We start from the raw sequence: 22881 nt of genomic DNA, 5'->3' as shown, positions 1-22881 counted from the left end.
CGTGACCGTCGTCGGGGCACACTCGGACGTATGGAGATCCGCCTGGCGAGCTACGAGCCCACCTCACTCGTCGCGATCTCGCTGGCCCCCGGGGCCGACGAGATGCCGCGTGCCGTCCGCATCGTCGATCCGGCCGTCGCCGCGGAGGTGGAGGCGCTCGTCGAGGCCCACCTCGGCGAGCGGCTCGTGGGGGTCGACCTGGACGTGCTCGTCGCGGAGGCCGAGGAGCGGGTCGACGCAGCTCGTCGCTGACTCCCCCGCGCGCCGGGTAACCTGTGCGCACGTGCGGTTCATCGACGGCCATACCCCGGCCCACGACCTGACCTACGACGACGTCTTCCTCGTCCCCGAGCGGTCCGACGTGGCGTCCCGGTTCGACGTCGACCTCGCGGTGGCCGACCCGAGCGGGGCCACGATCCCGATCGTCGCGGCGAACATGACGGCGGTCTCCGGGCGCCGGATGGCCGAGACGCTCGCGCGCCGCGGCGGGATGGCCGTCATCCCGCAGGACGTCGACCCGGCCGCCGTCGCCGACACCGTCGCCGGGGTGAAGTCGCGGCACACCGTCTGGGACACCCCCGTCGTCCTGAACCCGGGCGAGGCGGTCGCGGACGCGCTGAACCTGGTGAGCAAGCGGGCCCACGGCGCGGTGGTGGTCGCCGACGAGGGCGGGCGACCGCTCGGCGTCGTGCGCGAGGCCGACTGCGCCGGCGTCGACCGCTTCACCCGGCTCGCCGACGTCCTCGTGCCGGCCGTGACGGTGCCGGTGGGCACCGAGCCGCGCGCGGTGTTCGACGCGCTGTCCGCCCCCGGCGCCGGTGACCTCGCGCTCGGCATCGAGGCCGACGGGCGCCTCGCCGGCGTGCTGACGCGTACCGGCGCCCTGCGCGCGGAGGTCTACGCGCCCGCCCTCGACGCCGACGGCCGCCTGCGGGTGGCGGCGGCGCTGGGCGTGAACGGCGACGTCGCCACCCGCACCAAGGAACTCGTCGCCGCCGGCGTCGACGTCCTCGTGGTCGACACCGCGCACGGCCACCAGGAGAAGACGATCTCCGCGCTGCGCACCGTCCGCGCGGCGGCGCCGGACGCCGTCGTCGTGGCGGGCAACGTCGTGACCGCCGCCGGCACCGTCGACCTCATCGAGGCGGGCGCGGACGTGGTCAAGGTCGGGGTCGGCCCCGGCGCCATGTGCACCACCCGGATGGCGACCGGGGTCGGGCGCCCGCAGTTCTCCGCCGTCGCCGAGTGCGCCGCGGCCGCCCGGGCCCGCGGGAAGCACATCTGGGCCGACGGCGGGGTGCGCCATCCCCGCGACGTGGCGCTGGCCCTCGCGGCGGGCGCCTCCGCGGTGATGGTCGGCTCCTGGTTCGCCGGCACCTACGAGTCCCCCGGCGACCTGCAGCGCGACGAGCACGGCGCGCCGTACAAGGAGTCGTTCGGCATGGCGTCGAAGCGCGCCGTGTCCGCCCGGACCCGCACCGACTCGGCGTTCGACCGGGCCCGCAAGGGGCTGTTCGAGGAGGGCATCTCGTCCTCGCGGATGCGGCTCGACCCGGCACGCCCCGGCGTCGAGGACCTGCTCGACTCGATCTGCGCCGGTGTCCGGTCGGCCTGCACCTACACCGGCGCGTCGACGCTCGAGGAGTTCCACGAGCGCGCGGTGCTCGGCATCCAGTCGGCGTCCGGCTTCGCGGAGGGTCGCCCCCTGCCGACCGGCTGGTGAGGCGCGACCCGCCGTCGTGAACGAAGGGCCCCGTCGGTCGACGTGTCCGACCGACGGGGCCCTCCGCCCGACACGGGCTACGCGCCGCCCGCCTCACCCTCCAGCATCTCCGTCACGAGCGCCGCGATCGGCGAGCGCTCGGAGCGGGTGAGCGTGACGTGGGCGAACAGCGGGTGGCCCTTGAGCTTCTCGATCACCGCGGCGATGCCGTCGTGGCGACCGACGCGCAGGTTGTCGCGCTGGGCGACGTCGTGGGTGAGCACGACCCGCGAGTTGGTGCCGAGCCGCGAGAGCACGGTCAGCAGGACGTTGCGCTCCAGGGACTGGGCCTCGTCCACGATCACGAACGCGTCGTGCAGCGAGCGTCCGCGGATGTGGGTCAGCGGGAGCACCTCGAGCATGCCGCGCTCGATGACCTCCTCGACGACGTTCGTCGAGACCATCGCGCCGAGGGTGTCGAACACCGCCTGCGCCCAGGGGGCCATCTTCTCGTCGCCGCCCCCGGGCAGGTAGCCGAGGTCCTGCCCACCGACGGCATAGACGGGGCGGAACACGATGATCTTGCGGTGCTGCTGGCGCTCGAGCACCGCCTCGAGGCCCGCGCAGAGGGCCACGGCCGACTTGCCCGTCCCGGCGCGGCCGCCGAGCGAGACGATCCCGACGTCGGGGTCGCTCAGCAGGTCGATCGCGATGCGCTGCTCGGCGGAGCGCCCGTGCAGCCCGAAGACGTCACGGTCGCCACGGACGAGGCGCACCTGCTTGTCCGGGGTGACGCGCCCGAGGGCGGAGGAGCCGCCCGCGAGCAGCCGCAGCCCGGTGTGGCAGGGCAGGTCGCGGGCCGCCTCGACGTCGGTCAGGCCCTCGGCGAACAGGTCGGCGATCTCGCGCGGGTCGGCGGTCACCTCGGCCATGCCGGTCCAGCCCGACGTCACGACGTCCTGGGCGTGGTACTCGTCGGCCGGCAACCCGACCGCCGCCGCCTTGACGCGCAGCGGCATGTCCTTGGTGACCAGGGTGACCCGGGCGCCCTCCTTCGCGAGGTTCGCGGCGCACGCGAGGATGCGCGCGTCGTTCTCCCCGGTGCGGAAGCCCGCGGGCAGGACCGACGGGTCGGTGTGGTTCAGCTCGATGCGCAGGGATCCGCCCTCGGGCGTGACCGCGATCGGCTGGTCCAACCGGCCGTGCCGGATGCGGAGGTCGTCGAGGAGGCGCAGGGCCTCCCGGGCGAACCACCCGAGCTCCGGGTGGTGGCGCTTGCCCTCCAGCTCGGTGATGACGACCAGCGGCACGACCACCTCGTGCTCGGCGAAGCGGGTGGGGGCCCACGGGTCGCTGAGCAGGACCGAGGTGTCCAGGACGTACGTGATCGGGGTGACCGACGGGGGCTGTGCGACGTGCTCTGCGCTCACGGCTACTCCCTCGTGCCGGTCGCGACACCCACGACCGGAGTCCTCGCTGGGACGAGTTGACCTAGGTCGTGATGCGGTGCCGTCGAGGCGGGCCCCCGCCGGGGGACCTCCCTCTCCGACGCCGTGCACGAGGACCGGGTGCCGGCCCTCCCGCCGCGTCGGCCCGTTCGACGGGACCACGGGCCGCCGGGCCGGGGGCGGACCCCGCAGCTCCGGCGGTGCCACGGCACCGTGTCCCGAACCGACCCGTCACGTTCTCCGGCCTCCCCGGACGGTCCGCATCCGCTACGGCGCCGTCGAGGCGGACGGTACAGCCGGTGACCGGTCGTTGTCGCGCGCCGAGCGTGACAATTTCGGGTCGGAGGTCACACGCTGGGCGACATCGGCGTGTCGTCGACGTGTCGGGGGTACCGCTCGCCGCGGGCCGCCACCTCGATCTCGCGGCGGAGCATCGCCGGGGTCCAGGACTCGTCGAGCAGGCGCGCGAAGCGCGTCCCCGCGCTCGTACCGGGCGGCCGCGCCGCGAGCCAGGGCCGCACCAGGCGGGCTCCCTCGACGTAGGTGGTGGTGTGGACCCGCCAGCGCGGGTGCAGCAGGAACCCCAGCATGCGGCCGGCGCGGTCGTCGTCGACCAGCAGCCAGCGCCGCAGGTGGGCCCGCGCCCGGTGCTCCCGGTCGGGTGCCGACGAACCGTGCAGGAGCAGCGCGGCGTCCTGGCGGACGCTCGCGAGCGGCTCGCTCGCGGTCTCGAGGGCCTGCCCCAGCGCGGCCCGGTCCGGCCCGGGCGCCCCGGCGACGTGGGCGAGGCGCTCCGCGGACCACCGTCCCCAGTCCGGCCCGACGACGGCCTCGAGCCCCAGCTCCGCCGCCCCCTCGGCGACGAGGCTCTGCGGGGTCCGCGCGAGCAGCAGCGTGCGCTCGGGGAGGCGGGTGCCCTCGGTCCGGGCCGCCTCGGTGTGGTGGCCCGGGTAGGCCTCGTGCGCGGCGAGCAGGGCCAGGTGGCTCCAGCGGTGCCCGGCGTCCACCGCGACCTGCATGACCGAGCGGCGCGGTCCGGTCCGCCGGGTGAACCCGGCCCACGGCGCGCCCGCCACCACCTCGAGGTCGACCCGCTCCCCCGCCGGCAGCCCGACGGCGTCCGCGGTCGCCTCCCGCAGCCCCGCCAGCACCGCCGCGGTCGCCTCACGCAGGACCGCGGCCGGCACCCGGTCGGCGTCGCGGAACGCGGCCATCGCGGCGGGCAACCGACGCAGCGGGACGCCGAGCAGGGCGGCCAGGTCGTCGTGGGCGGCGCGGTAGTGGTCCTGGTCGCCCGGCGCGATCGTGACGCCCAGACACCCGCGGACCTCCGCGGAGAACTCCGCCTCGCCGCCGGCCGCCCGCTGTGCGACGACCTCGCAGGCCGCGAGCTGCGCGTCGAGGTACTCCACCCGCCGTCCGGACCGGCCCGCGAGCCGGTGGCGCAGCGCGACCGCCTCCCTGCCCAGGGCGACCGGATCGGGGGGCGGGCCCGCCTCCGCACGCTCCGCCTCGGCGGCGTCACCGAGGTGGGCGTCGACGAGGCCGGGCACCACGCGTCCGAGGCGCAGGCCGAGCCGCACGTAGGCCCGAGCGACCCCGTCGAGGCCGTCGTCGTCCGTTCCGTCCACCGTCGGGGAACGTTACCCGTCGTCGCCGGATCGGGCCTCGGAGCGGACACCGCGTCGCTGAATACGACGGTCGGGTGTCGAGGTGGATCACGCAGCGACAGCTGAATGCGCTCACCGGGCGCCGGTCGGACCGCCTTCTGCAGCACGTCTCACCCGGAGAATGCACTCAAGTCGCAGTGTGAAGTAGGTGCCACTCGATCGGGTAACCGGCGAATCCTTCGTCGGGGTCGCCCCGTTAGAGTTCATGTCATCCGGTCACACCGTCCGTGAGATCGGAAAACACGAAAGCGGCTCCCCGGTACCGAATCGGGGAACCACACACTCCTGAGGAGAATCTCGAATGCTGCTGAAGAAGGCGGGAATGATCGTGCTGGGTACCGCGGCGGGCGTGGCGGCGCTCTCCGGGACCGCGTTCGCGGGCGACATGCCCTCCTCCACCGGCCACGACCACAGCTGGGACCGCGGCCACGACCACGGCCACCACCACGGCGACCGTGACCGTGACAACGACCGCGGCAACATCCGCTTCAGCGACGACGACTTCAGCCCGTCGGCCAGCAACGAGCAGGGCTTCTTCGGCGACCAGACCGGCCTCGTGAACCTGGGCAACACGAACGTCCAGGCCCCGATCAGCGCCGCGATCGGCCTCCTGGGCGCCGTCAACGGCTGATCCGCTCCACGACGGCGGGTGCCGGAGCCCTGGGAGCGGCTCCGCACCCGCCGACGTGTGTTCGACGAGCACGACCTGATCTCCCCGGACGACGGACGCGGAAAGTGTGGGAGCGGACCCGCACCCGCCGTCGGGAAGAGTTGATGCATGAACGGCGACGCACCGGCGTATCCGTGCCCATCGGGGGATGGCACGGGTGCGCCGGTGCGTCGTGCTGTGCGCCCTATCCGCCGTACCGGCGATTGCGTTCGGAATAGTCCCGCAGCGCCCGCAGGAAATCGATGCGCCGGAACTGCGGCCAGAACGCCTCGGTGAAATAGAACTCCGAGTACACCGACTGCCACATGAGGAACCCCGAGAGCCGCTGCTCCCCCGAGGTCCGGATCACCAGGTCCGGGTCGGGCTGGCCCGTCGTGTAGAGGTTCTCCGCGATGTGGTCGACGTCGAGGACCTCGGCGAGCTCCTCGATCGACGTCCCCGCCTCCGCGTGGCGCAGCAGCAGCTTGCGCACCGCGTCCGCGATCTCCTGCCGTCCGCCGTAGCCGACGGCCGCGTTGACCTGCAGTCCCGTGCGGCCCTGCGTCGAGTCCGCCGCCGCCGTCAACCGCGCGGCGGTCGGGGCCGGCACCAGGTCCAGGGAACCGACGATGCGCAGCCGCCAGTCCCGGTCCGGCGCGGCGAGGCCCTCCACGGCGGTGGCGATGATCTCCAGCAGCGCCTCGAGCTCCGCCGGCGGCCGACCGACGTTGTCGGTGGAGAGCATGAAGAGCGTGACGACCTCGACGCCGGCCTCGTCGGCCCAGTCGAGCATGTCGACGATCTTGCGGGCCCCGACCCGGTGCCCGTCGCTGGGGTCGGTGAGGCCGACCTCCTTCGCCCAGCGGCGGTTGCCGTCGAGGATCACCCCGACGTGACGGGGCGGGTGGCTGGCGGCGACCTTGCGACGCAGCCGTCGCTCGTAGAGCGAGTAGGCCACCTCACGGATGTTGTCGCGCACGCTCACGGGCGGCCAGGCTACGCGGCCACCCACCCCGCCCGGACCCCCTCGTCACCCACTCGACCACGGGAGTTCTCCGCATTCACAGCCCGTTGTCCTACTCTCTGCAGGCGTGACCATCGTCGACTCCCACCGGACGACGCCCGTCAAGCCGCGGCTGCGGGGCTGGCTGCACCTGTGGTCCTTCGCCGTGGGCATCGCCGCCGGGGCCACGCTGATCGCCCTCGCCGGCGCCACGGTGTCGGGCGAGGCCGCCGCTGCGGTCGCCGTGTACTCGGCGACGGTGCTCGGCGTCTTCGGGGTCAGCGCGCTCTACCACCGGAGGTCGTGGACCTCGGTCCGCGCCCGCACCACGATGAAGCGCCTCGACCACGCGATGATCTTCGTGTTCATCGCCGGGACGTACACGCCCTTCGCGGTGCTGGCGCTGCCCGAGACCACCGGCCTGATCGTCCTCGCCGTCGTCTGGGTCGGCGCCCTCGCGGGCGCGGCCCTCAAGCTGCTGCGCCCGCACACGTCGCGGTGGATCGGCGTCCCGATCTACCTGGCCCTCGGCTGGGTCGCGGTGTTCGTGCTCCCCGACCTGCTCGCCCGCGGCGGCGTCGCCGCGTTCGTGCTGCTCGTGGTGGGCGGCGCGTTCTACACCCTCGGCGCCGTGGGCTTCGCCCTGCGGCGACCGCGCGGCTGGCCGAACACCTTCGGCTACCACGAGTTCTTCCACGCGGCGACCGTCGTCGCCGCGATCTGTCACCACATCGCGATCTGGCTGATCCTCTACGCCTGATCCCCGCCGGGCCCGTCCTGTTCCTCGGGCGTCTCCTCCGGGATCTCCTCCGCCGTAGCTCCCGACAATGCATCCGAGGACGCCGATAGGGGGTCCAGGCGCGGCCCCCGGGTGCGGAGCTCGTCCACCGTGCTCATCGCCTCGCGGAGCTCCGCGAGCCACGGCTCGGTGTGCTCCCCGACCAGGGCGACCGCCCAGGCCAGCGCCTCCGAGCGCGAGCGCGCCACCCCGGCGTCGACCAGCGTGTCCAGCACCCGACGCTCCGGCTGGCGCAGCCGCGTCATCACCGGCACCGACAGCGTGGTGAAGAGCTCCTCCACCCCGCCGTCGCCGTCCGCGATCCGCGCGCCCCACGCGACCTTGCGCCCGTAGCGGTGCTCGGCCTGCCGTGCGATCTCCATCCGGTCCTCGCGGGACTCCTCGCGGAACCGGCTGATCCGTCCGACCGCGCTCGCGGCCCGGGCGGCGGCGTCGCCCTCGACCTCGGGGGCGGCCAGCTGCCCGACGATCAGGATCTCCTCGCGGTCCACGGTCACCTCGGGGGTGCCCACGAACCAGCCGTCGGGTAGCCGCCCGGCCAGCCAGGCCTCGAGGTCGTCGACCGCGGGGAGGTCGTTCGCGGGGCGTCCGCCCCGACCGACCCGTCCCCCGCCGCTCGGGCGTCCCCGGTGTCCTCGTCCCACCATCATCATCGGCTCCTTCGTGCGTCGCCGTCGTGCGATGCATTGATTACAGCATTACGAGGGTGCAGCGGTCGAGCCGGTTCGCGGTGAGCGGACGCCCCTCCCCTCGGGTGGGGCGACCCGCCGCGAGGTCCACGTCAGGCAGGCTCCCGAGCCGTCGGGGCTGCCTGGTGTGCACCTCGGGGCGGCGGTCAGCCCGCGTGCAGGGCCCCGGCGAGCTCGTCGGGCGTGGTCACGGGCCGCTCGCAGACGAACCCGCGACACACGTAGGCGGCGGGCCCGCCGTCGACGAGGGGGCGGGCGGCCAGCAACGGGACGCCCGGGGCGTCGGGCTCGCCGCCGATCACGACGGTCCCGCCCGGGGCGTGGCGACGGGCGGCGACCAGCAGGGTCTCCCGGTCCGCCGGGCTCGCACCGACCACCGCGACCTGCAGCGGGCCCGTCAGGGACGCCTCCGCGGCCGCGGCCCACCCGCCCGCGAACCGGGCGTGGCGGGCGAGCAGGGTGCCCGCCGTCGTGAGGGCCGCGTCGGCGGCCTCGCGGTACCGGGCGGAGCGCTCCGGACCGACGAGCACGGACGCCGTCAGCAGGGCGGCGGTCAGCACCGACGAGCCGCACGGTGTGGCGCCGTCGGTGATCTCCCGCGGGCGGCTGACGAGTGCCTCGGCGTCGTCGGCGGTGTCCCAGAACAGGCCGGGGTCGGCGTCGGCGAAGTGGGTCAGGGCGAGGTCGAGCAGCCGGCACGCCTCGTCGAGCCACCGGGCCTCCCCGGTCGCCTGGTGCAGCGCGAGCAGCCCCTCCGCCAGCGCCGCGTGGTCCTCGAGGACGCCGGGGGCATCGCCCACCACGCCGTCCCGCGACGTCCGGCGCAGCCGCCCGTCCACCACGTGGACGCGCAGCAGCACGGCGCCCGCACGCCGGGCCGCGGCCAGCAGGTCGGACCGGCCGAGGGCCCCGGCCGCCTCGACGAGCCCGGTGATCGCGAGCCCGTTCCACGCGGCCACGATCTTGTCGTCGCGGGCCGGCTGCGGGCGCCGCGACCGCGCCGCGAGCAGGGCCCGGCGGGCCGCCTGCCACCGCGCCGGGTCGTCCGGGTCGACCGGCATCTGCAGCGTCGACCGGCCCTCCTCGAAGGTCCCCTCCGCGGTCACGCCGAGCAGCTCCGCCGCCCAGGCGCCCTCCTCGGGGCCCAGGACGTCCACCAGCTCGGCGGGCGACCAGACGTAGGTCGAGCCCTCCACCCCCGCCGCGTCCGCGTCGAGCGCCGCCGCGAAACCGCCCTCGGCGGTGCGCAGGTCGCGGAGCAGGAAGGCCGCGGTCAGCTCGGTCACGTGCCGGGCGAGCACGCCCCCGAGCCGGGCCTCGTGGGCGTAGCTGCGCAGCAGGAGCGCGTTGTCGTAGAGCATCTTCTCGAAGTGCGGCACCACCCACCGGGCGTCGACCGAGTAGCGGGCGAACCCGCCGGCGAGCTGGTCCTGCAGGCCGCCACGGGCCATCCGCTCGTGGGTGGCGGTGACCATCCGCCACGCCGCGGCGCTGCGCGTCCGCTCGTGGTGGCGCAGCAGGAACTCGCACACCGAGGACGGCGGGAACTTCGGAGCCCCGCCGAACCCGGCCGAGGTCGCGTCGAACGCCGACTCCAGGGACGTGGCCGCGCCCGCCAGCACCTCCGCGTCGACCGGCGCCGCGGGCAGGGAGCGGGCCACCCCGGCCAGGCGTTCGGCGATCCCCGCGGCGGCGGAGCGCACGGTGTCGTTGTCGGTCTCCCACGCCTTCGCCACGGCGGCGAGGAGCTGGGTGAACGACGGCATCCCGCCGCGGGGCTCGGCCGGGTAGTAGGTGCCGCAGTGGAACGGCTCGCCGGTGGGCGTGAGGAAGCAGGTCATCGGCCAGCCGCCCTGGCCGGTCATCGCCTGGGTGGCCTCCATGTAGACCGCGTCGACGTCCGGCCGCTCCTCGCGGTCCACCTTGATCGACACGAACCGCTCGTTGACGAAGGCGGCCACCTGCGGGTCGGAGAACGACTCGTGCGCCATGACGTGGCACCAGTGGCAGGCGGAGTAGCCGACCGAGAGCAGGACCGGGACACCGCGCTCGCGGGCCTCCGCGAACGCGGCCGGTTCCCACGGCCGCCAGTCGATCGGGTTGTCGGCGTGCTGGCGCAGGTAGGGGCTGGTCGAGTCGGCGAGCCGGTTGGCCATGCCGACGATGGTCGCACGGCGTCACCGGGCCCCTCAGCCGTCGGTGTCAGCCCTCCGGGCCGGCCCGGTTCCCCGGTGACGGGGAGTCCACCGGCCCCGACGACGGGCCCGCGGGCCCGCGGCCGTCCGGCCCGGCGTCCGCCTCGTCGTCCGACCCCGGGGGGTCGAAGGACGCCGGGACGTTGCGCAGCCGCTTGGTCATCGAGCGGATCAGCAGGAAGGTGGCGACGCCGAGCAGCAGGATGACCACGAGGGCGATCGGCGAGGTCTTGCCGAACTCCTCCCCGCGGTCGGCACCGGGGGCCGGCGGCTGGGCCTGGGCCAGCAGCACGACCAGGCTCGCGGGCATCACGACGTCAGCACCCGCTCGCGCACCCCGGAGAACAGGTCGCCGTCGACGAGCGACTCGGTGTCGTCCTGCTCCCCCACCAGGGAGCGGGCGAGCTCGTACTCCTCGGTGGGCCACACCTGCTGCTGCATCTCGATCGGCATCGAGAACCAGCGGCCGTTGGGGTCGATCTGGGTGGCGTGCGCCAGCAGCGCCCGGTCGCGCACCGGGAAGTACTCGGCGCAGCGCACGCGGGTGGTGACGCGGGTCCCGGGGTCGGGCCGGTCGTCCTTCCAGTTCTCCAGCCACTCCGCCCACGGCGACTCCAGGCCGGCGGCGATCAGCGCCTCGTGGAAGGCGATGATGCGCGCCTTCGAGAAGCCGTGCGAGTAGTAGAGCTTCAGCGGCTGCCACGGCTCGCCCGCCTCCGGGAACCGGTCAGGGTCCCCGCAGGCCTCCCACGCCGCCATCGACACCTCGTGGCACCTGATGTGGTCCGGGTGGGGGTAGCCGCCGTTCTCGTCGTAGGTCACCACCACGTGCGGCCGGAACTCGCGCATCACCCGCACGAGGGCCTCGGTGGGCACCTCGAGCGGCTCCAGGGCGAAGCAGCCCTCGGGCAGCGGGGGCTTCGGGTCGCCCTCGGGCAGCCCGGAGTCCACGAAGCCGAGCCACCGGTGCTCGACGCCGAGGATCTCGGCGGCGCGGCGCATCTCCTCGCGGCGCACCCCCACCATGTCGGCCAGCACCTCGGGCCGGTCCATGGCCGGGTTGAGGATGCTCCCGGCCTCCCCGCCGGTACAGGTCACGACCATGACCTCGGCACCCTCGGCGACGTAGCGCGCGCACGTGGCGGCGCCCTTGCTCGACTCGTCGTCGGGGTGCGCGTGCACCGTCATGAGACGCAGCTGATCTCCCACGCCCACCATCATCCCCCGACCCCCCGACAGTCTGCCGCGCCCACCGGGTCCCGGGGGCGCGCGAGGGGGATCGTCGCAGGTGAGCAGGGCCCTGTGACTTTCTCCGGAGATCCGGGAACCTCCCGGCGGCGAAGTTCGTACCGGCTCCCCGAGGCCCCGACCGTGTTAGTGTCCACCGACACGGCCCGCATGCCGCGGGTCGTGTTTTTCCGTCTGTGGACGCCTTCCGTCCGGGCATCCCGCCCGGGTCGTGACGTGCGCAGGCCGCCGCCCCGCAGCCCGCGGGACCGGACCTCCGAGGAGTTGATCGCCGTGACCGAGACGCAGACCCAGGTGACCTGGCTGACCCAGGACGCCCACGACCGCCTCAAGGCCGAGCTCGACGACCTGGTGGGGCAGCGTCCCGCGATCGCGCAGAAGATCAACGCCGCGCGCGAGGAGGGCGACCTCAAGGAGAACGGCGGCTACCACGCCGCCCGCGAGGAGCAGGGCGTCATGGAGGCGCGGATCCGCCACCTCCAGGAGCTGCTGCACACCGCGAAGGTCGGCGAGACGCCCACCGAGTCGGGGACCGCCGTCCCGGGCACCGTGCTCACCGTGCGCTTCGAGGGCGACGACGACACCGAGACCTTCCTGCTCGGCTCCCGCGAGGAGGGCTCGGCCGGGTCGATCGAGGTCTACTCCCCGAACTCCCCCCTGGGCTCGGCGCTGATCGGCGCCAAGGCCGGCGACACCGTGAGCTACGACCTTCCCGACGGCGGGTCGATGGAGGTCACGCTGGTCTCCGCGGAGCCGTACTCGCCCTGATCGCTCACACGGCACCCTCCGCGACGACGTACGCCGCGTCGCGGAGGGCCGTGAGGATCGCGTCCTGGTGCTCGGGGCCGCGGGCCTCCAGCGTCAGCGCCACCTCGACCGTCCCCAGGGCCAGCGGGCCGAGGTCGGCCGACGCGCCGAGGCGACGGTGCTCGACGTCGACCACGTTGCCCCCGAGCCGTCCGACGAGGGCGAGCAGGTCGGCGAGGTAGCCGGCCCGGTCCGGGATGCGGACCCGTAGGCCGGCGTAGCGCCCGGCCGCGACCATGCCGCGCCGCACGAACTCCGCGAGCATCAGCGGGTCGACGTTCCCGCCCGAGAGCAGCGCGACGACGGGCGGCTCCCAGCGGCCCGGGTACTCGGCGATCGCCGCCACCGCCGCGGCGCCGGCCGGCTCCACCAGCAGCTTGCTGCGCTCCAGGCACTGGAGCACGGCCCGGCTCAGGGCCTCCTCGGACACGGTCACCATCTCGTCGACCTGCGCGGCCACCTGCGCGAACGTGAGGTCGCCGGGGCGGGGCACGGCGATGCCGTCGGCGATGGTGGCGCCCGCGACGGACGTCGGGGCGCCGGCGGCCAGCGACGGCGGCCACGCGGCGAGCCCCTCGGCCTGGGCGCCGACGACCCGCACCCCGCTCCCGTGCAGGGCGGCCGCGATGCCGGCGACGAGACCGCCTCCCCCGGTGCAGACCACCACGGTGCGGGCGTCGGGCACCTGCTCGGCGATCTCGAGCCCGGCGGTGCCCTGCCCGGCGATGATGTCGGGGTGGTCGAAGGGGTGGATGAGCACCGCCCCGGTCCGGTCGGCGAACGCCTGCGCCTCGAGCAGGGTGGCGTCGAAGGTGTCGACGAGCTCGACCCGCGCCCCGTAGCCCCGCGTCGCCGCGAGCTTCGGCAGCGGTGCACCGGCAGGCATGAACACGGTCGCCTCGGCCCCGAGCAGGCCCGCGGCGAGCGCGACGCCCTGGGCGTGGTTTCCGGCGCTCGCCGCCACCACGCCCCGCGCCCGCTCGGCGTCGGAGAGCCGCTGGATTCGCCGGTACGCGCCCCGGATCTTGAAGCTGCCGGTGCGCTGCAGGTTCTCGCACTTGAGGAGCACCGGGCCCCCGGCGGGCCCGGACAGCACCCGGGACGGCTCGACCGGGGTCCGGCGCACGACGCCGTGCTGCTCGGCGCGGGCGGCCTCGACGTCGGCGCGGGTGACGAGGGTCGGCACGGACCGCATGGTGCCCCACCGCCGACCTCCGCCCCGCAACCCCCGTCCTGCGTGAGGGGAGGAATCGAGCGCTCTTGTGGCATGAGGGTTCCCCTCACGCGGGGAGGAGAGGGCCGGACGGGCGGAAGTTCCCGGCGTCGTGGTGACGTCGCCGACCGGTTCCACCCCGCGACGGACGGGCAACCGAGGCGTGTCCGGGCCGTCCCACGGTCCGGTCGCCGCGTGGGTGCGGACGCCGACCGGACCACCCGAACCGAACGGGCGTGGGCATCGGACGTGGTCGGTAGCCTGTGGTGAGAGCGTGAGATTCCAGGGGAGGGCCCGATGGAGACGCGTCGACGTGTCGCCCGCGTGGGAATGGTCGCGCCGCTCCTCGCCGCCGCCGCCCTGACCGGGGCGGCCGTGTTCACCGTCGAGCGGGCGGGGTGCGACGACCCGGGCACGCTGGTGAGCACGCAGCACGGTCCCGTCCTCGTGGGCGGCTGCAGCGTGCCGTCGCTCGTGACGCCGGGCCACACCGCGCCGCACGGCTCCGCCGAGGACCAGGCGGACGCGCGCCGGGGCTGACCCGCCCCGGCGTCGCGAAGACCCGCGAGCGCCTCAGACCCGCCCGAGTGCGGTCAGCAGGTCGTCGACGAGGTCGTCGGCCTCCTCGATGCCCACCGACAGGCGCACCAGGTCCGACGGCACCTCGAGCGGGGAGCCCGCCGTGGACGCGTGGGTCATGGCGCCCGGGTGCTCGATGAGCGACTCGACCCCGCCGAGCGACTCGGCCAACGTGAAGACCTTCGTCGCTGCGCAGAGGGCGCGCGCCGCCTGCTCGCCCCCGGCGAGGCGGATGGAGACCATCCCGCCGAACCGGTGCATCTGCTTGGCGGCCACCTCGTGGTTCGCGTGCGTGTCGAGGCCGGGGTAGAGCACGGCGGACACCGCGTCGTGGGCGACGAGCGCCTCGACCACGCGCTCGGCGTTGTCGCAGTGCCGGTCCATCCGCACGGCGAGGGTCTTGATGCCGCGGGTGGTGAGGAAGCAGTCGAACGGGCCGGGCACCGCGCCCATGCCGTTCTGCAGGCGCGCGAGGTCGGCCGCGAGCGCCTCGTCGGACGTGATCACCGCGCCGCCGACGACGTCGGAGTGCCCGCCGAGATACTTCGTCGTGGAGTGCAGCACCACGTGCGCGCCGAGCGCGAGCGGCTGCTGCAGGTAGGGCGAGGCGAAGGTGTTGTCGACGACGAGCTTGACCCCCGCCGCGTCGGCGATCCCCGCGAGCGCCGTGACGTCGGCGATCGAGAGCAGCGGGTTGGTCGGGGTCTCGCACCACAGCAGCTTCGTCTCGGGCAGGATCGCGGCCCGGACGGCGTCGAGGTCGGAGAGGTCGACCGCCGAGAAGTGCACGCCCCAGTCGACGAGCACGGTGGAGACGAGCCGGAACGTCCCGCCGTAGGCGTCGATCGGGATGACGACGTGGTCCCCCGGGCGCAGCGTGGCGCGGAACAGCGTGTCCTCCGCGGCCATGCCCGAGGCGAAGGCGCGGCAGAACCGCCCGCCCTCGAGCGCGGCCAGCTGCGTCTCCAGCGCGGTGCGCGTCGGGTTGCCGGTGCGGGCGTACTCGTAGCCCGAGCGCAGCCCGCCGACCCCGTCCTGGGCGAACGTCGACGTCGCGTGGACGGGGACGACGACCGAACCGGTGGTCGGGTCCGGCTCCTGGCCGGCGTGGATGGCGCGGGTGGCGAAACCGTGGTCCTGACTCACCCGGTCCAGTCTGCCCGGATTCCCGACGGCGGGTCGGGCCGGGTCCGTCGTCAGCGGTGTGCCACCGCTGACACCGGACGTCAGCCGTGTGCCACCGCTGACGCCCGGGCCCCTGCGCTACCGCCCCGCGAGGAAGGCCAGCACGTCGGCGCGGCTGACGATGCCGGCCGGGCGCCCGTCGGAGATGACGAGGAGACCGTCGCCGCCCTGCAGCTTCTCCATCGCCCCCGACAGCGGCTCGGCGATCCCGACCGTCGGCAGCGCCGGCGCCAGGTGGTCGGCGACCTTGTCGGTGAGCTGCGCCTTGCCGGTGAACAGCTTGTCGAGCAGGTCCCGCTCGGTCACGGCGCCACGCACCTCGGCCATCATCACCGGCGGCTCGGCCTGGACGATCGGCATCTGCGAGACGCTGAACTCCCGCATGATCGAGACGATGTCGGAGACCGTCTCGTTCGGGTGCCCGTGCACGAGGTCGGGGATCGAGCCGTCCTTGCCGCGCAGGACGTGCCCCACCGTGTACTCGGCGGTGTCGGCGGACAGGAAGCCGTAGGACTGCATCCACTGGTCGTTGAAGACCGTGTTCAGGTACCCGCGCCCGCCGTCGGGCAGGAGCACGACGACGACGTCGTCGGGCCCGAGCTCCTCGGCCAGCCGCGCGGCGGCGACCGTCGCCATCCCGCAGGAGCCTCCGACGAGCAGCGCCTCCTCGCGGCCGAGGCGCCGGGTCATGTGGAAGGAGTCGGCGTCGGAGACCGCGAGGATCCGGTCGGCGATCCCGCGGTCGTAGGTGGACGGCCAGAAGTCCTCGCCGACGCCCTCGACGAGGTAGGGCCGGCCGTCGCCGCCGGAGTACACCGAGCCCAGCGGGTCGGCGCCGATGATCTGCACCCGCCCCTCGGAGACCTCCTTGAGGTACTTCCCGGTGCCCGAGATGGTGCCGCCGGTGCCGACGCCCGCGACGAAGTGCGTGATGCGGCCCTCGGTCTGCTCCCAGATCTCGGGGCCGGTGGACTCCACGTGCGACGCCGGGTTGGCGGGGTTCTCGTACTGGTTCGGCTTCCAGCCGCCCTCGGTCTCGCGGGCCAGCCGGTCCGAGACGGAGTAGTAGGACTCGGGGTGGTCCGGCTCGACGGCGGCCGGGCACACGACCACCTCGGCGCCGTAGGCGCGCAGGGCGTCGCGCTTGGCCGGCGAGACCTTGTCCGGGCAGACGAAGATGCAGTGGTAACCGCGCTGCTGGGCGACGATGGCGAGCCCGATGCCGGTGTTGCCCGAGGTCGGCTCGACGATGGTGCCGCCGGGCTTCAGCTCCCCGGAGGCCTCGGCCGCGTCGATCATCTTCTCGGCGATGCGGTCCTTCACGCTGCCGCCGGGGTTGAAGTACTCGACCTTCGCCAGCACCAACGGCGCGTCCGGCCCCGTCGGCACGACCTTGTTGAGCTTCACCAGCGGGGTGTGTCCGACGAGGTCGGCGATGTGCTCGGCGTACTGCATGACACCATCCTGCCGAACGCAGCCGACGGGAGCGTGGCTGTGCGGCGAATCACCGCCGACCGGGGCGGATCGAGGGGTCGAGCTCCGCTGCGCTCCGTCTCCCGGACCGCGCGCCTAAGGTGCAGGTCATGGCCACTCCCGACGCCGTGATCGTGTCCGCCGCCCGCTCCCCCATCGGTCGGGCCCGCAAGGGGACGCTCGCCGGCATGCGCCCCGACGACCTCGCCGCGCAGATGGTGCGCGCGGCCCTCGACCAGGTGCCCTCGCTGCCGCCCGAGGAGGTCGAGGACCTCATGCTCGGCTGCGGTCTGCCCGGCGGCGAGCAGGGCTACAACATGGGCCGCGTCGTCGCGGTCCAGCTCGGCCTGGACACCGTCCCGGGCACCACCATCACCCGCTACTGCTCCTCCTCGCTGCAGACCATCCGCATGGCCGCCCACGCCATCCGCGCCGGCGAGGGCGACGTCTTCGTCGCGGCCGGCGTCGAGACGGTGTCGCGGTTCGAGAAGGGCTCCTCGGACGGCCTGCCCGGCACGCAGAACCCGCTGTTCGACGAGGCGCAGGCGCGCACCGCCGAGACCGCCGCCGCCGGTGCGTCGGAGTGGCACGACCCGCGCGCCGACGGGCTCCTCCCCGACGCCTACATCGCCATGGGGCAGACCGCGGAGAACGTCGCGCTGCTCGAGAACGTCTCCCGCGAGGAGATGGACCGCTTCGCCGTGCGCTCGCAGAACCTCGCCGAGCAGTCGCACGCCGACGGCTTCTGGGCCCGGGAGATCACGCCGGTGACGCTCCCCGACGGCTCGGTGATCAGCGCCGACGACTCCCCGCGCGCGGGCACCACCTACGAGGGCATCGCCGACCTCAAGCCGGTGTTCCGCCCCGACGGCCGCATCACGGCGGGCAACGCGTGCCCGCTCAACGACGGGGCCGCCGCCGTGGTGGTGATGTCCTCGACCCGCGCCGCCGACCTCGGGATCACGCCGCTGGCCCGGATCGTCTCGACCGGCGTCACCGGTCTGTCGCCGGAGATCATGGGCCTCGGCCCGATCGGGGCCTCGCAGCAGGCGCTGCGCCGCGCCGGCCTGTCGATCGACGACGTCGACCTCGTGGAGATCAACGAGGCGTTCGCCGCCCAGGTCATCCCGTCCGCCCGCGGCCTCGGGCTGTCGGACTCCGGCATGGAGTCGAAGCTCAACGTGCACGGCGGCTCGATCGCGGTCGGCCACCCGTTCGGCATGACCGGCGCCCGGATCGCCACCACGCTGCTCAACGGCCTGCGCGCGAAGGACGCGACGATCGGGCTGGAGACGATGTGCGTCGGCGGCGGCCAGGGCATGGCGATGATCCTCGAGCGGCTGTCCTGACGACGGGTCCCCCCGCCCACGACGAAGGCCCGCCCCGGGCGAACCCGGGGCGGGCCTTCGTCGTCGTGGCGGTGGCGACTAGTCGCCGCGGAAGTAGCTCAGCAGCCGCAGGATCTCGATGTAGAGCCAGACCAGCGTCGTCATGAAGCCGAAGGCCAGGTACCAGGCGAACTTCGCCGGGACGCCGGCCTTGACCGCCTGGTCGGCCTGGTCGAAGTCGAGCAGCAGCATGAAAGCGCCGACCGCGATGCAGACCAGCGAGAAGATGATCGCCAGCGGGCCGCCGTCGCGGAGGCCGATGCCGCCGGTGGTGAAGAACGAGACCACCAGGTTGACCAGCATGAGCACGACGACGCCGATGGCGGCGCCGATGACCATCTTGGTGAGACGGGGCGTCACCCGGATCGCGCCGGTCTTGTAGACGACCAGCATCCCGATGAACACGCCGACCACGCCGACGATGGCCTGGAAGCCGATGCCCGCGTAGTTGTTGCTCGAGGCCTCGAGGAAACCGGTGATCGTGCCGAGGGCCAGACCCTGCGACACCGAGTAGGTGAGGACCAGCGCGGGGCTGGTGCTCTGCTTGAAGATGATGATCAGCGAGACGACCAGGCCGACGATGAAGCCCAGGATCCCGAGGATCGGGCTCAGCAGGATCGCGGCCGCGACGCCGACGCCGATCGTGATGACGGCGTTGAGCGCGGTCTTCTGGACGACGTCGTCGACGGTCAGCGGGCGGTCCGCGACCCCCGCCGTGCCCATCGGACCGTCGGGGCCACCCCCGAAGGCCCCGCCCAGGCCCGCCGGCGCGTCACCGAACCGCGCGTACCCACCGGGTGACGTCGGCAGGTTCCGGAACGCCGGGTTGCTGCTGGTGCGCACTCGTCCTCCTCCACGTGCACCGAACGGTCACCGCGACCGCTCTCACTGCTCCCAACGCGCGACCCGTGGCTCGGGTTCCCGCCTGGGTAAAAGATTTTTTGCCTCGGAACACGGCGATCCGGACGGACCGGACAGCGCGGTGCGTGACCACGTCCAGCGTACGGGGGAAACCTGGGTCCACCCGGGCATGGAACCCCGCGGACCGGGTCACTCTCGGGGTGTCCGGAGTACGTGTACCCGAGAGCACCAGGAGGTTCGTCGTGGCAGGCCTCGGCGACATGGTGAACAAGGCCAAGGAATGGGCGGGGAAGAACCCCGACAAGGCGGACGGCTTCGTCGACAAGGGGAGCGACGCCCTCAAGGGCAAGTTCGCCGGTCACGACCAGCAGTTCGACTCGGCCTCGCAGAAGGCCAAGGACTACCTGCACGGCCCGCAGGGCGGTCAGGCTCCGCCCCCGGGTGAGCAGCCCCCGCCGCAGCAGTAGCGGTCACCGCAGCACGACACCGGCCGGTGCCCCTCCGCCCAGGAGGGACACCGGCCGTCGTCGTGAACGGGGGTCAGCCGAGCCGGACGGCGAGGAGCACGGCGTCGTCGCGCAGGCCCTCGGCGCCGAGCACCTCGAGCACCCGGTCGCAGATCGCGCCGACGTCCTCGACGTCGGGCGCCTCGGCGAGGGTCCGCGCGAGCAGGTCCGTCCGCTCGTCGGGGTCAGTGCCCGGGGCCTCGATCAGCCCGTCGGTGTGCAGCACCAGCAGGTCGCCGGGCTGCAGGTGCACCTCGGTGCAGTCCCGCGCCGCCGCGCGGGTGGCGCCGATCAGCGGGGACAGGTTGCCGGTCAGGAGTTCCACGGTGCCGTCGACCCGGCGCAGCAGCGGCGGCGGGTGGCCGGCGTTGCAGTAGCCGAGGACCCAGCCCTCGCCGTCCTCCGGGCGCTCCAGGCGCCCGAAGACGGCCGTCGCCATCGCGGCCATGTGCATGCCCTGCACGAGGTCGTTGCAGCGGTCGATGACGGCGTCGGGGCCGAGGCCCTCCCACGCGTACGAGCGGAGTACCCCGCGCAGCTCGCCCATCGCGGCGGCCGCCCGCAGGTCGTGGCCGACGACGTCGCCGACCGCGATGCCGACCGCCCCGTCGGGCAGCGGCAGCAGGTCGTACCAGTCGCCGCCGACCTGGGCGCCGTCGGTGGCCGCGAGGTAGCGCGACGCCACGGTGAGGCCGGGGACGTCCGGCACCGCGGGCAGCAGGCTGCGCTGCAGGGTCTCCGCCGCCCCGTGCTCGCGGGCGTAGAGACGCGCGTTGTCGACGGCGAGCCCGGCCCGCGCCGCGAGGTCGCTCGCGAGGTAGAGGTCGCGCTGCGAGTAGCGCCGGCCGTAGGGCAGCTCGGTGCCGAGCGTCAGCGCCCCGAGGACCTGGCCCCGTGCGCGCAGCGGGACGACGATCGCCGAGCGCGGGCGCAGCTGCTCGTAGTGCGCCAGCAGCGACGGGTCCTCGCGCAGCCCCTCCGGGCGGACCGGCAGCTCGGGCAGCAGCGAGGGCGCGCCCCCGGCGAGGACGCGGTCGACCGGGTCGTCGCCGTCCTCGGTCGGGGTGATCCAGCGGCCCAGCGCGGAGACCGTGGCGGTCTTCGAGTCGTCGCGGTGGTTGACCGCCACCCGCGTCGAGGAGGACGGGTCGCCCACCTCGTCGAGCAGGTCGACGCAGCAGTAGTCGGCGAGGGCGGGCACGACGATGCGGGCGAGCGCGCGGGCGGCACCGCCCGAGTCGAGCGAGGCCGTCATCGCCGCGGTGGAGTCGGTGAGCAGCCGGAGCTGCTCGCGGGTCTCCTCGGCGGCGGCGAGCGCGGCGCGCCGCTCGTTCTCGACCATCACCCGCTCGGTGACGTCGGCCTGCACCCCCACGAAGTTGACGACGCGTCCGCCGCCGTCGAACACCGGGGAGATCGACACCTGGTTCCAGAAGGCGGTGCCGTCGCGCCGGTAGTTCAGGAGCACCTCGGTGATCGGCCGCTCGTCGGCGAGGGCGCTGCGGATCCGCGAGATGGACGTCGGGTCGGTGTTGGGGCCCTGCAGGAAGCGGCAGTTGCGCCCGAGCACCTCGTCCAGGTCGTACCCGGTGAGCCGGGTGAACGCCGGGTTGACCCAGACCAGCGGGTTCTGCTGGCGGTCCGGGTCGGAGATCGTGAAGGAGAGCTCAGTGGCGACGACGGCGCGGTCGCGCATCATCTCGAGGTGGCGCTGGGCGCCCGCCCCGGAGAGCTGGAGGAACACCACGAGGGCGAGCCGCCGGCGTTCGTCGTCCTCGGCCTCGGAGAGGGGGAACCCCGTCACCCAGAGCAGACGGCCCTCGGCCTCCTCGCGCTCCTCGGGGGTGGCCTCCGACCCGCGCCGGGCGGCGTCGGCGACTGCGACCGGCTCGCCGGAGACCGGCATGCCCTGGGCCACGCGGGAGAGCGGGGACGCCGTGTCGCGCATCGGCCGACCGGACAGGTCGGTCAGGCCCGCCGCCTCGCTCCAGGCGTCGATGTCGAGCGGGAGCTGGGCCTTGCCGCCGGTCAGGTCCTGCGCGGAGCCGTTGGCGTAGGTGACCGTGCCGGCGTCGAGGTCGATGAGGGCGACCGCCGCCGGAGCGGTGTGCAGGACCTGCGGCAGATCCCCGCCGCCGTCGACGTCGGACGCCAGGCTGTCGCGGACCCGTGCGGCCTCCTGCGCCATGCCCGGGTCGGCGCCCCGGTGCACGTCGTCGGGGGCGTCCGCGGCCGGACCCCACTGCGCGCCGTCTGCGGTCTCCACGTGCTCGATCCCGACTCCTCCTGTCACCACCGTGTCGTGGGTCCTGCGGTGACGGCCGGACGTCACGGCGGCGCCGTCGTCGGCGTGCCCGTCCCCGTTCGACCTGCCCGTCACCCCGGGCAGCCTAGCCACCCGGGGCCGGGTCGGCCCGACACGGAGGCGCGGAACGACCCGGACCGGGGTCCTCGCCGTGATGCGTCGGACAGGGATACAAGAAGCACGGACCGAGCGGCCTAGACGAGGAAGACCTCGCGCGGCCCCGGCGCCCACCCGTCGGGCAGCTCGGCGTCGTGCTCGGCGTCGTGGGTGTCGTGGCCGGGACCGCCCAGCGCCGCGGTGAAGGCCGCGCTCGCGGCGTGCTTGCGGGCGATCAGCGTGTCGGTGAGCAGCACCTGGCGCGCCCGGCGCCACGGCACCTCCGCCGAGTCCGGTCCGGCCCACGTCCACGCGCGGTCGAGCCAGCGCACGAGACGGACCCGGTAGGCGGCCGTGACCACCTCGGCGGCCCGGCCGGCCGCCTCGTGGTCGTCGTCGCCGTCCCCGGACCAGGGGGCGAGCACGCACAGGCCGCCCGGGTCGTCGGAGAACCCGACGATCTCGCTGATCGCCGCGACGACGTCGGACTCGGCCGCGGCGACCCCGCCATCGGGCAGGCCGAGCCGGTGGCGCCGCACGACCGTGAGCCCGAGGGCGCGGTAGGCGGCCTCGGCCGCCGCCTCGTCGGGGTCCAGGTCGTCGTCGTCGAGGGTGAGCTCGTCGGGCAGGTCGTCGAGCGCGCCCGCGACGAGGTCGTCGAGGGTGAGCGGGTCCGAGCCGGGCCCGTCGACCGGCCGGCTCTCGCGGACCGCGTCCGCCGCGAACGGGGTGGACGGGCAGCTCAGGGTCGGGCGCTCGGTGAGGCTGAGGACGTCGACCTCCGCGTGCCGGGAGGCCAGGCGGCGCAGCAGGCCGCCGGCGGCGCGGATCTCATCGCGCGGGTGCGGAGCCACGACGACGATGCGGCGGCACGAGCGGAGGGTCAGCGGACGGAGCGACTCGAGCTCGGACCACGGCGCGCGGACCGACGGCATCCCGGGCACACCCGTGCCCGACGCCGTGTCGGCCTCTGCGAAGTCAGCCACCCTGCTCACCTCCCCGCCGGAAGTCTGTCCCATGGACCTCGCCCGTTCGGAGCAACACACGGCCGGAACGCCGAGCGGT

20 protein-coding genes and 1 pseudogene are annotated in these 22881 nt (G+C 74.2%); 8 read left to right on the top strand and 13 right to left on the bottom strand.

The features are described 5' to 3' along the window. Positions 1-30: 30 nt before the first annotated feature. Together BJ983_RS27160 and BJ983_RS27155 are read left to right on the top strand one after the other, a co-directional pair. Complete coding sequence (locus BJ983_RS27160) at positions 31-252, top strand: hypothetical protein (RefSeq protein WP_179796665.1); 222 nt, start codon at positions 31-33, stop codon at positions 250-252. A 31-nt stretch (positions 253-283) separates the two neighbouring features. Then, complete coding sequence (locus BJ983_RS27155; protein WP_179796664.1) at positions 284-1723, top strand: GuaB1 family IMP dehydrogenase-related protein; 1440 nt, start codon at positions 284-286, stop codon at positions 1721-1723. Between the two features lie 77 nt (positions 1724-1800). On the opposite strand, the gene phoH2 is transcribed toward BJ983_RS27155, so the two are convergent. Both phoH2 and BJ983_RS27145 read right to left on the bottom strand, forming a co-directional pair. Further along, positions 1801-3132, bottom strand: a complete 1332-nt coding sequence (phoH2, locus tag BJ983_RS27150) for an RNA 5'-3' helicase PhoH2 (protein ID WP_179796663.1) — start codon at positions 3130-3132, stop codon at positions 1801-1803. Between the two features lie 365 nt (positions 3133-3497). Then, complete coding sequence (locus BJ983_RS27145; protein WP_179796662.1) at positions 3498-4781, bottom strand: DUF885 domain-containing protein; 1284 nt, start codon at positions 4779-4781, stop codon at positions 3498-3500. 340 nt (positions 4782-5121) lie between these two features. Between BJ983_RS27145 and BJ983_RS27140 the strand changes: the two genes are divergently transcribed. Then, complete coding sequence (locus tag BJ983_RS27140) at positions 5122-5451, top strand: hypothetical protein (RefSeq protein ID WP_179796661.1); 330 nt, start codon at positions 5122-5124, stop codon at positions 5449-5451. 223 nt (positions 5452-5674) lie between these two features. Here BJ983_RS27140 and BJ983_RS27135 read toward each other — a convergent pair whose 3' ends face one another. Beyond that, on the bottom strand, positions 5675-6454 hold the full coding sequence (locus BJ983_RS27135; RefSeq protein ID WP_179796660.1) for an isoprenyl transferase: 780 nt from the start codon (positions 6452-6454) through the stop codon (positions 5675-5677). Between the two features lie 106 nt (positions 6455-6560). Here BJ983_RS27135 and trhA point away from each other — a divergent pair, with 106 nt between their 5' ends. Further along, positions 6561-7232 carry a PAQR family membrane homeostasis protein TrhA gene (gene trhA / locus BJ983_RS27130; RefSeq protein ID WP_179796659.1) on the top strand — a complete coding sequence of 224 codons (672 nt, stop codon included), beginning with the start codon at positions 6561-6563 and terminating at the stop codon, positions 7230-7232. 95 nt (positions 7233-7327) lie between these two features. Here the strand turns inward: trhA and BJ983_RS27125 are convergent. The 4 genes and pseudogenes from BJ983_RS27125 to mca form a co-directional block, all read right to left on the bottom strand. Next, positions 7328-7918: pseudogene (locus BJ983_RS27125) on the bottom strand (hypothetical protein); the annotation flags it as partial. A gap of 188 nt (positions 7919-8106) precedes the next feature. After that, positions 8107-10116 carry a thioredoxin domain-containing protein gene (locus BJ983_RS27120; protein ID WP_179796658.1) on the bottom strand — a complete coding sequence of 670 codons (2010 nt, stop codon included), beginning with the start codon at positions 10114-10116 and terminating at the stop codon, positions 8107-8109. Positions 10117-10162: 46 nt separating this feature from the next. Further along, the gene (locus tag BJ983_RS27115; protein WP_179796657.1) at positions 10163-10465 is read right to left on the bottom strand and encodes a hypothetical protein; all 303 of its coding nucleotides are present in this window, start codon (positions 10463-10465) and stop codon (positions 10163-10165) included. Next, positions 10465-11373, bottom strand: a complete 909-nt coding sequence (mca, locus tag BJ983_RS27110; RefSeq protein ID WP_246326626.1) for a mycothiol conjugate amidase Mca — start codon at positions 11371-11373, stop codon at positions 10465-10467. Before mca ends, BJ983_RS27115 begins: the two co-directional genes overlap by 1 nt. A gap of 303 nt (positions 11374-11676) precedes the next feature. Here mca and greA point away from each other — a divergent pair, with 303 nt between their 5' ends. Then, entirely contained in the window at positions 11677-12171 is a 495-nt protein-coding gene (gene greA, locus BJ983_RS27105; protein WP_179796656.1) for a transcription elongation factor GreA, read from the top strand. Between the two features lie 4 nt (positions 12172-12175). On the opposite strand, the gene BJ983_RS27100 is transcribed toward greA, so the two are convergent. After that, positions 12176-13405 (bottom strand): threonine ammonia-lyase, encoded by a 1230-nt coding sequence (locus tag BJ983_RS27100; protein WP_218890496.1) that lies wholly within the window; start codon positions 13403-13405, stop codon positions 12176-12178. Positions 13406-13720: 315 nt separating this feature from the next. On the opposite strand from BJ983_RS27100, the gene BJ983_RS27095 reads away from it, so the two are divergent. After that, positions 13721-13963, top strand: a complete 243-nt coding sequence (locus tag BJ983_RS27095; protein ID WP_179796654.1) for a hypothetical protein — start codon at positions 13721-13723, stop codon at positions 13961-13963. Between the two features lie 33 nt (positions 13964-13996). On the opposite strand, the gene BJ983_RS27090 is transcribed toward BJ983_RS27095, so the two are convergent. Together BJ983_RS27090 and BJ983_RS27085 are read right to left on the bottom strand one after the other, a co-directional pair. After that, a complete protein-coding gene (locus BJ983_RS27090) occupies positions 13997-15148 on the bottom strand; it encodes a cystathionine gamma-synthase (protein ID WP_179796653.1) in 1152 nt (383 codons plus the stop codon). A gap of 117 nt (positions 15149-15265) precedes the next feature. Further along, positions 15266-16642 carry a cystathionine beta-synthase gene (locus BJ983_RS27085; RefSeq protein WP_179796652.1) on the bottom strand — a complete coding sequence of 459 codons (1377 nt, stop codon included), beginning with the start codon at positions 16640-16642 and terminating at the stop codon, positions 15266-15268. A 128-nt stretch (positions 16643-16770) separates the two neighbouring features. Between BJ983_RS27085 and BJ983_RS27080 the strand changes: the two genes are divergently transcribed. Further along, a complete protein-coding gene (locus tag BJ983_RS27080) occupies positions 16771-18009 on the top strand; it encodes an acetyl-CoA C-acetyltransferase (protein ID WP_179796651.1) in 1239 nt (412 codons plus the stop codon). Between the two features lie 78 nt (positions 18010-18087). Here BJ983_RS27080 and BJ983_RS27075 read toward each other — a convergent pair whose 3' ends face one another. After that, positions 18088-18891, bottom strand: a complete 804-nt coding sequence (locus tag BJ983_RS27075; protein ID WP_179796650.1) for a Bax inhibitor-1/YccA family membrane protein — start codon at positions 18889-18891, stop codon at positions 18088-18090. Positions 18892-19151: 260 nt separating this feature from the next. On the opposite strand from BJ983_RS27075, the gene BJ983_RS27070 reads away from it, so the two are divergent. Continuing rightward, positions 19152-19376, top strand: a complete 225-nt coding sequence (locus BJ983_RS27070; protein WP_343054376.1) for an antitoxin — start codon at positions 19152-19154, stop codon at positions 19374-19376. 73 nt (positions 19377-19449) lie between these two features. Here the strand turns inward: BJ983_RS27070 and BJ983_RS27065 are convergent, their stop codons facing one another. Then, positions 19450-21795 (bottom strand): SpoIIE family protein phosphatase, encoded by a 2346-nt coding sequence (locus BJ983_RS27065; protein ID WP_179796649.1) that lies wholly within the window; start codon positions 21793-21795, stop codon positions 19450-19452. A gap of 119 nt (positions 21796-21914) precedes the next feature. Beyond that, complete coding sequence (locus BJ983_RS27060) at positions 21915-22802, bottom strand: PIG-L deacetylase family protein (RefSeq protein WP_179796648.1); 888 nt, start codon at positions 22800-22802, stop codon at positions 21915-21917. Between the last annotated feature and the right edge of the window lie 79 nt (positions 22803-22881).

This window comes from Actinomycetospora corticicola (assembly GCF_013409505.1).
Lineage (GTDB): Bacteria > Actinomycetota > Actinomycetes > Mycobacteriales > Pseudonocardiaceae > Actinomycetospora > Actinomycetospora corticicola.
The sequence above is the reverse complement of the archived record's forward strand: the minus strand, read 5'-3'. Positions and strand labels throughout refer to the sequence as shown.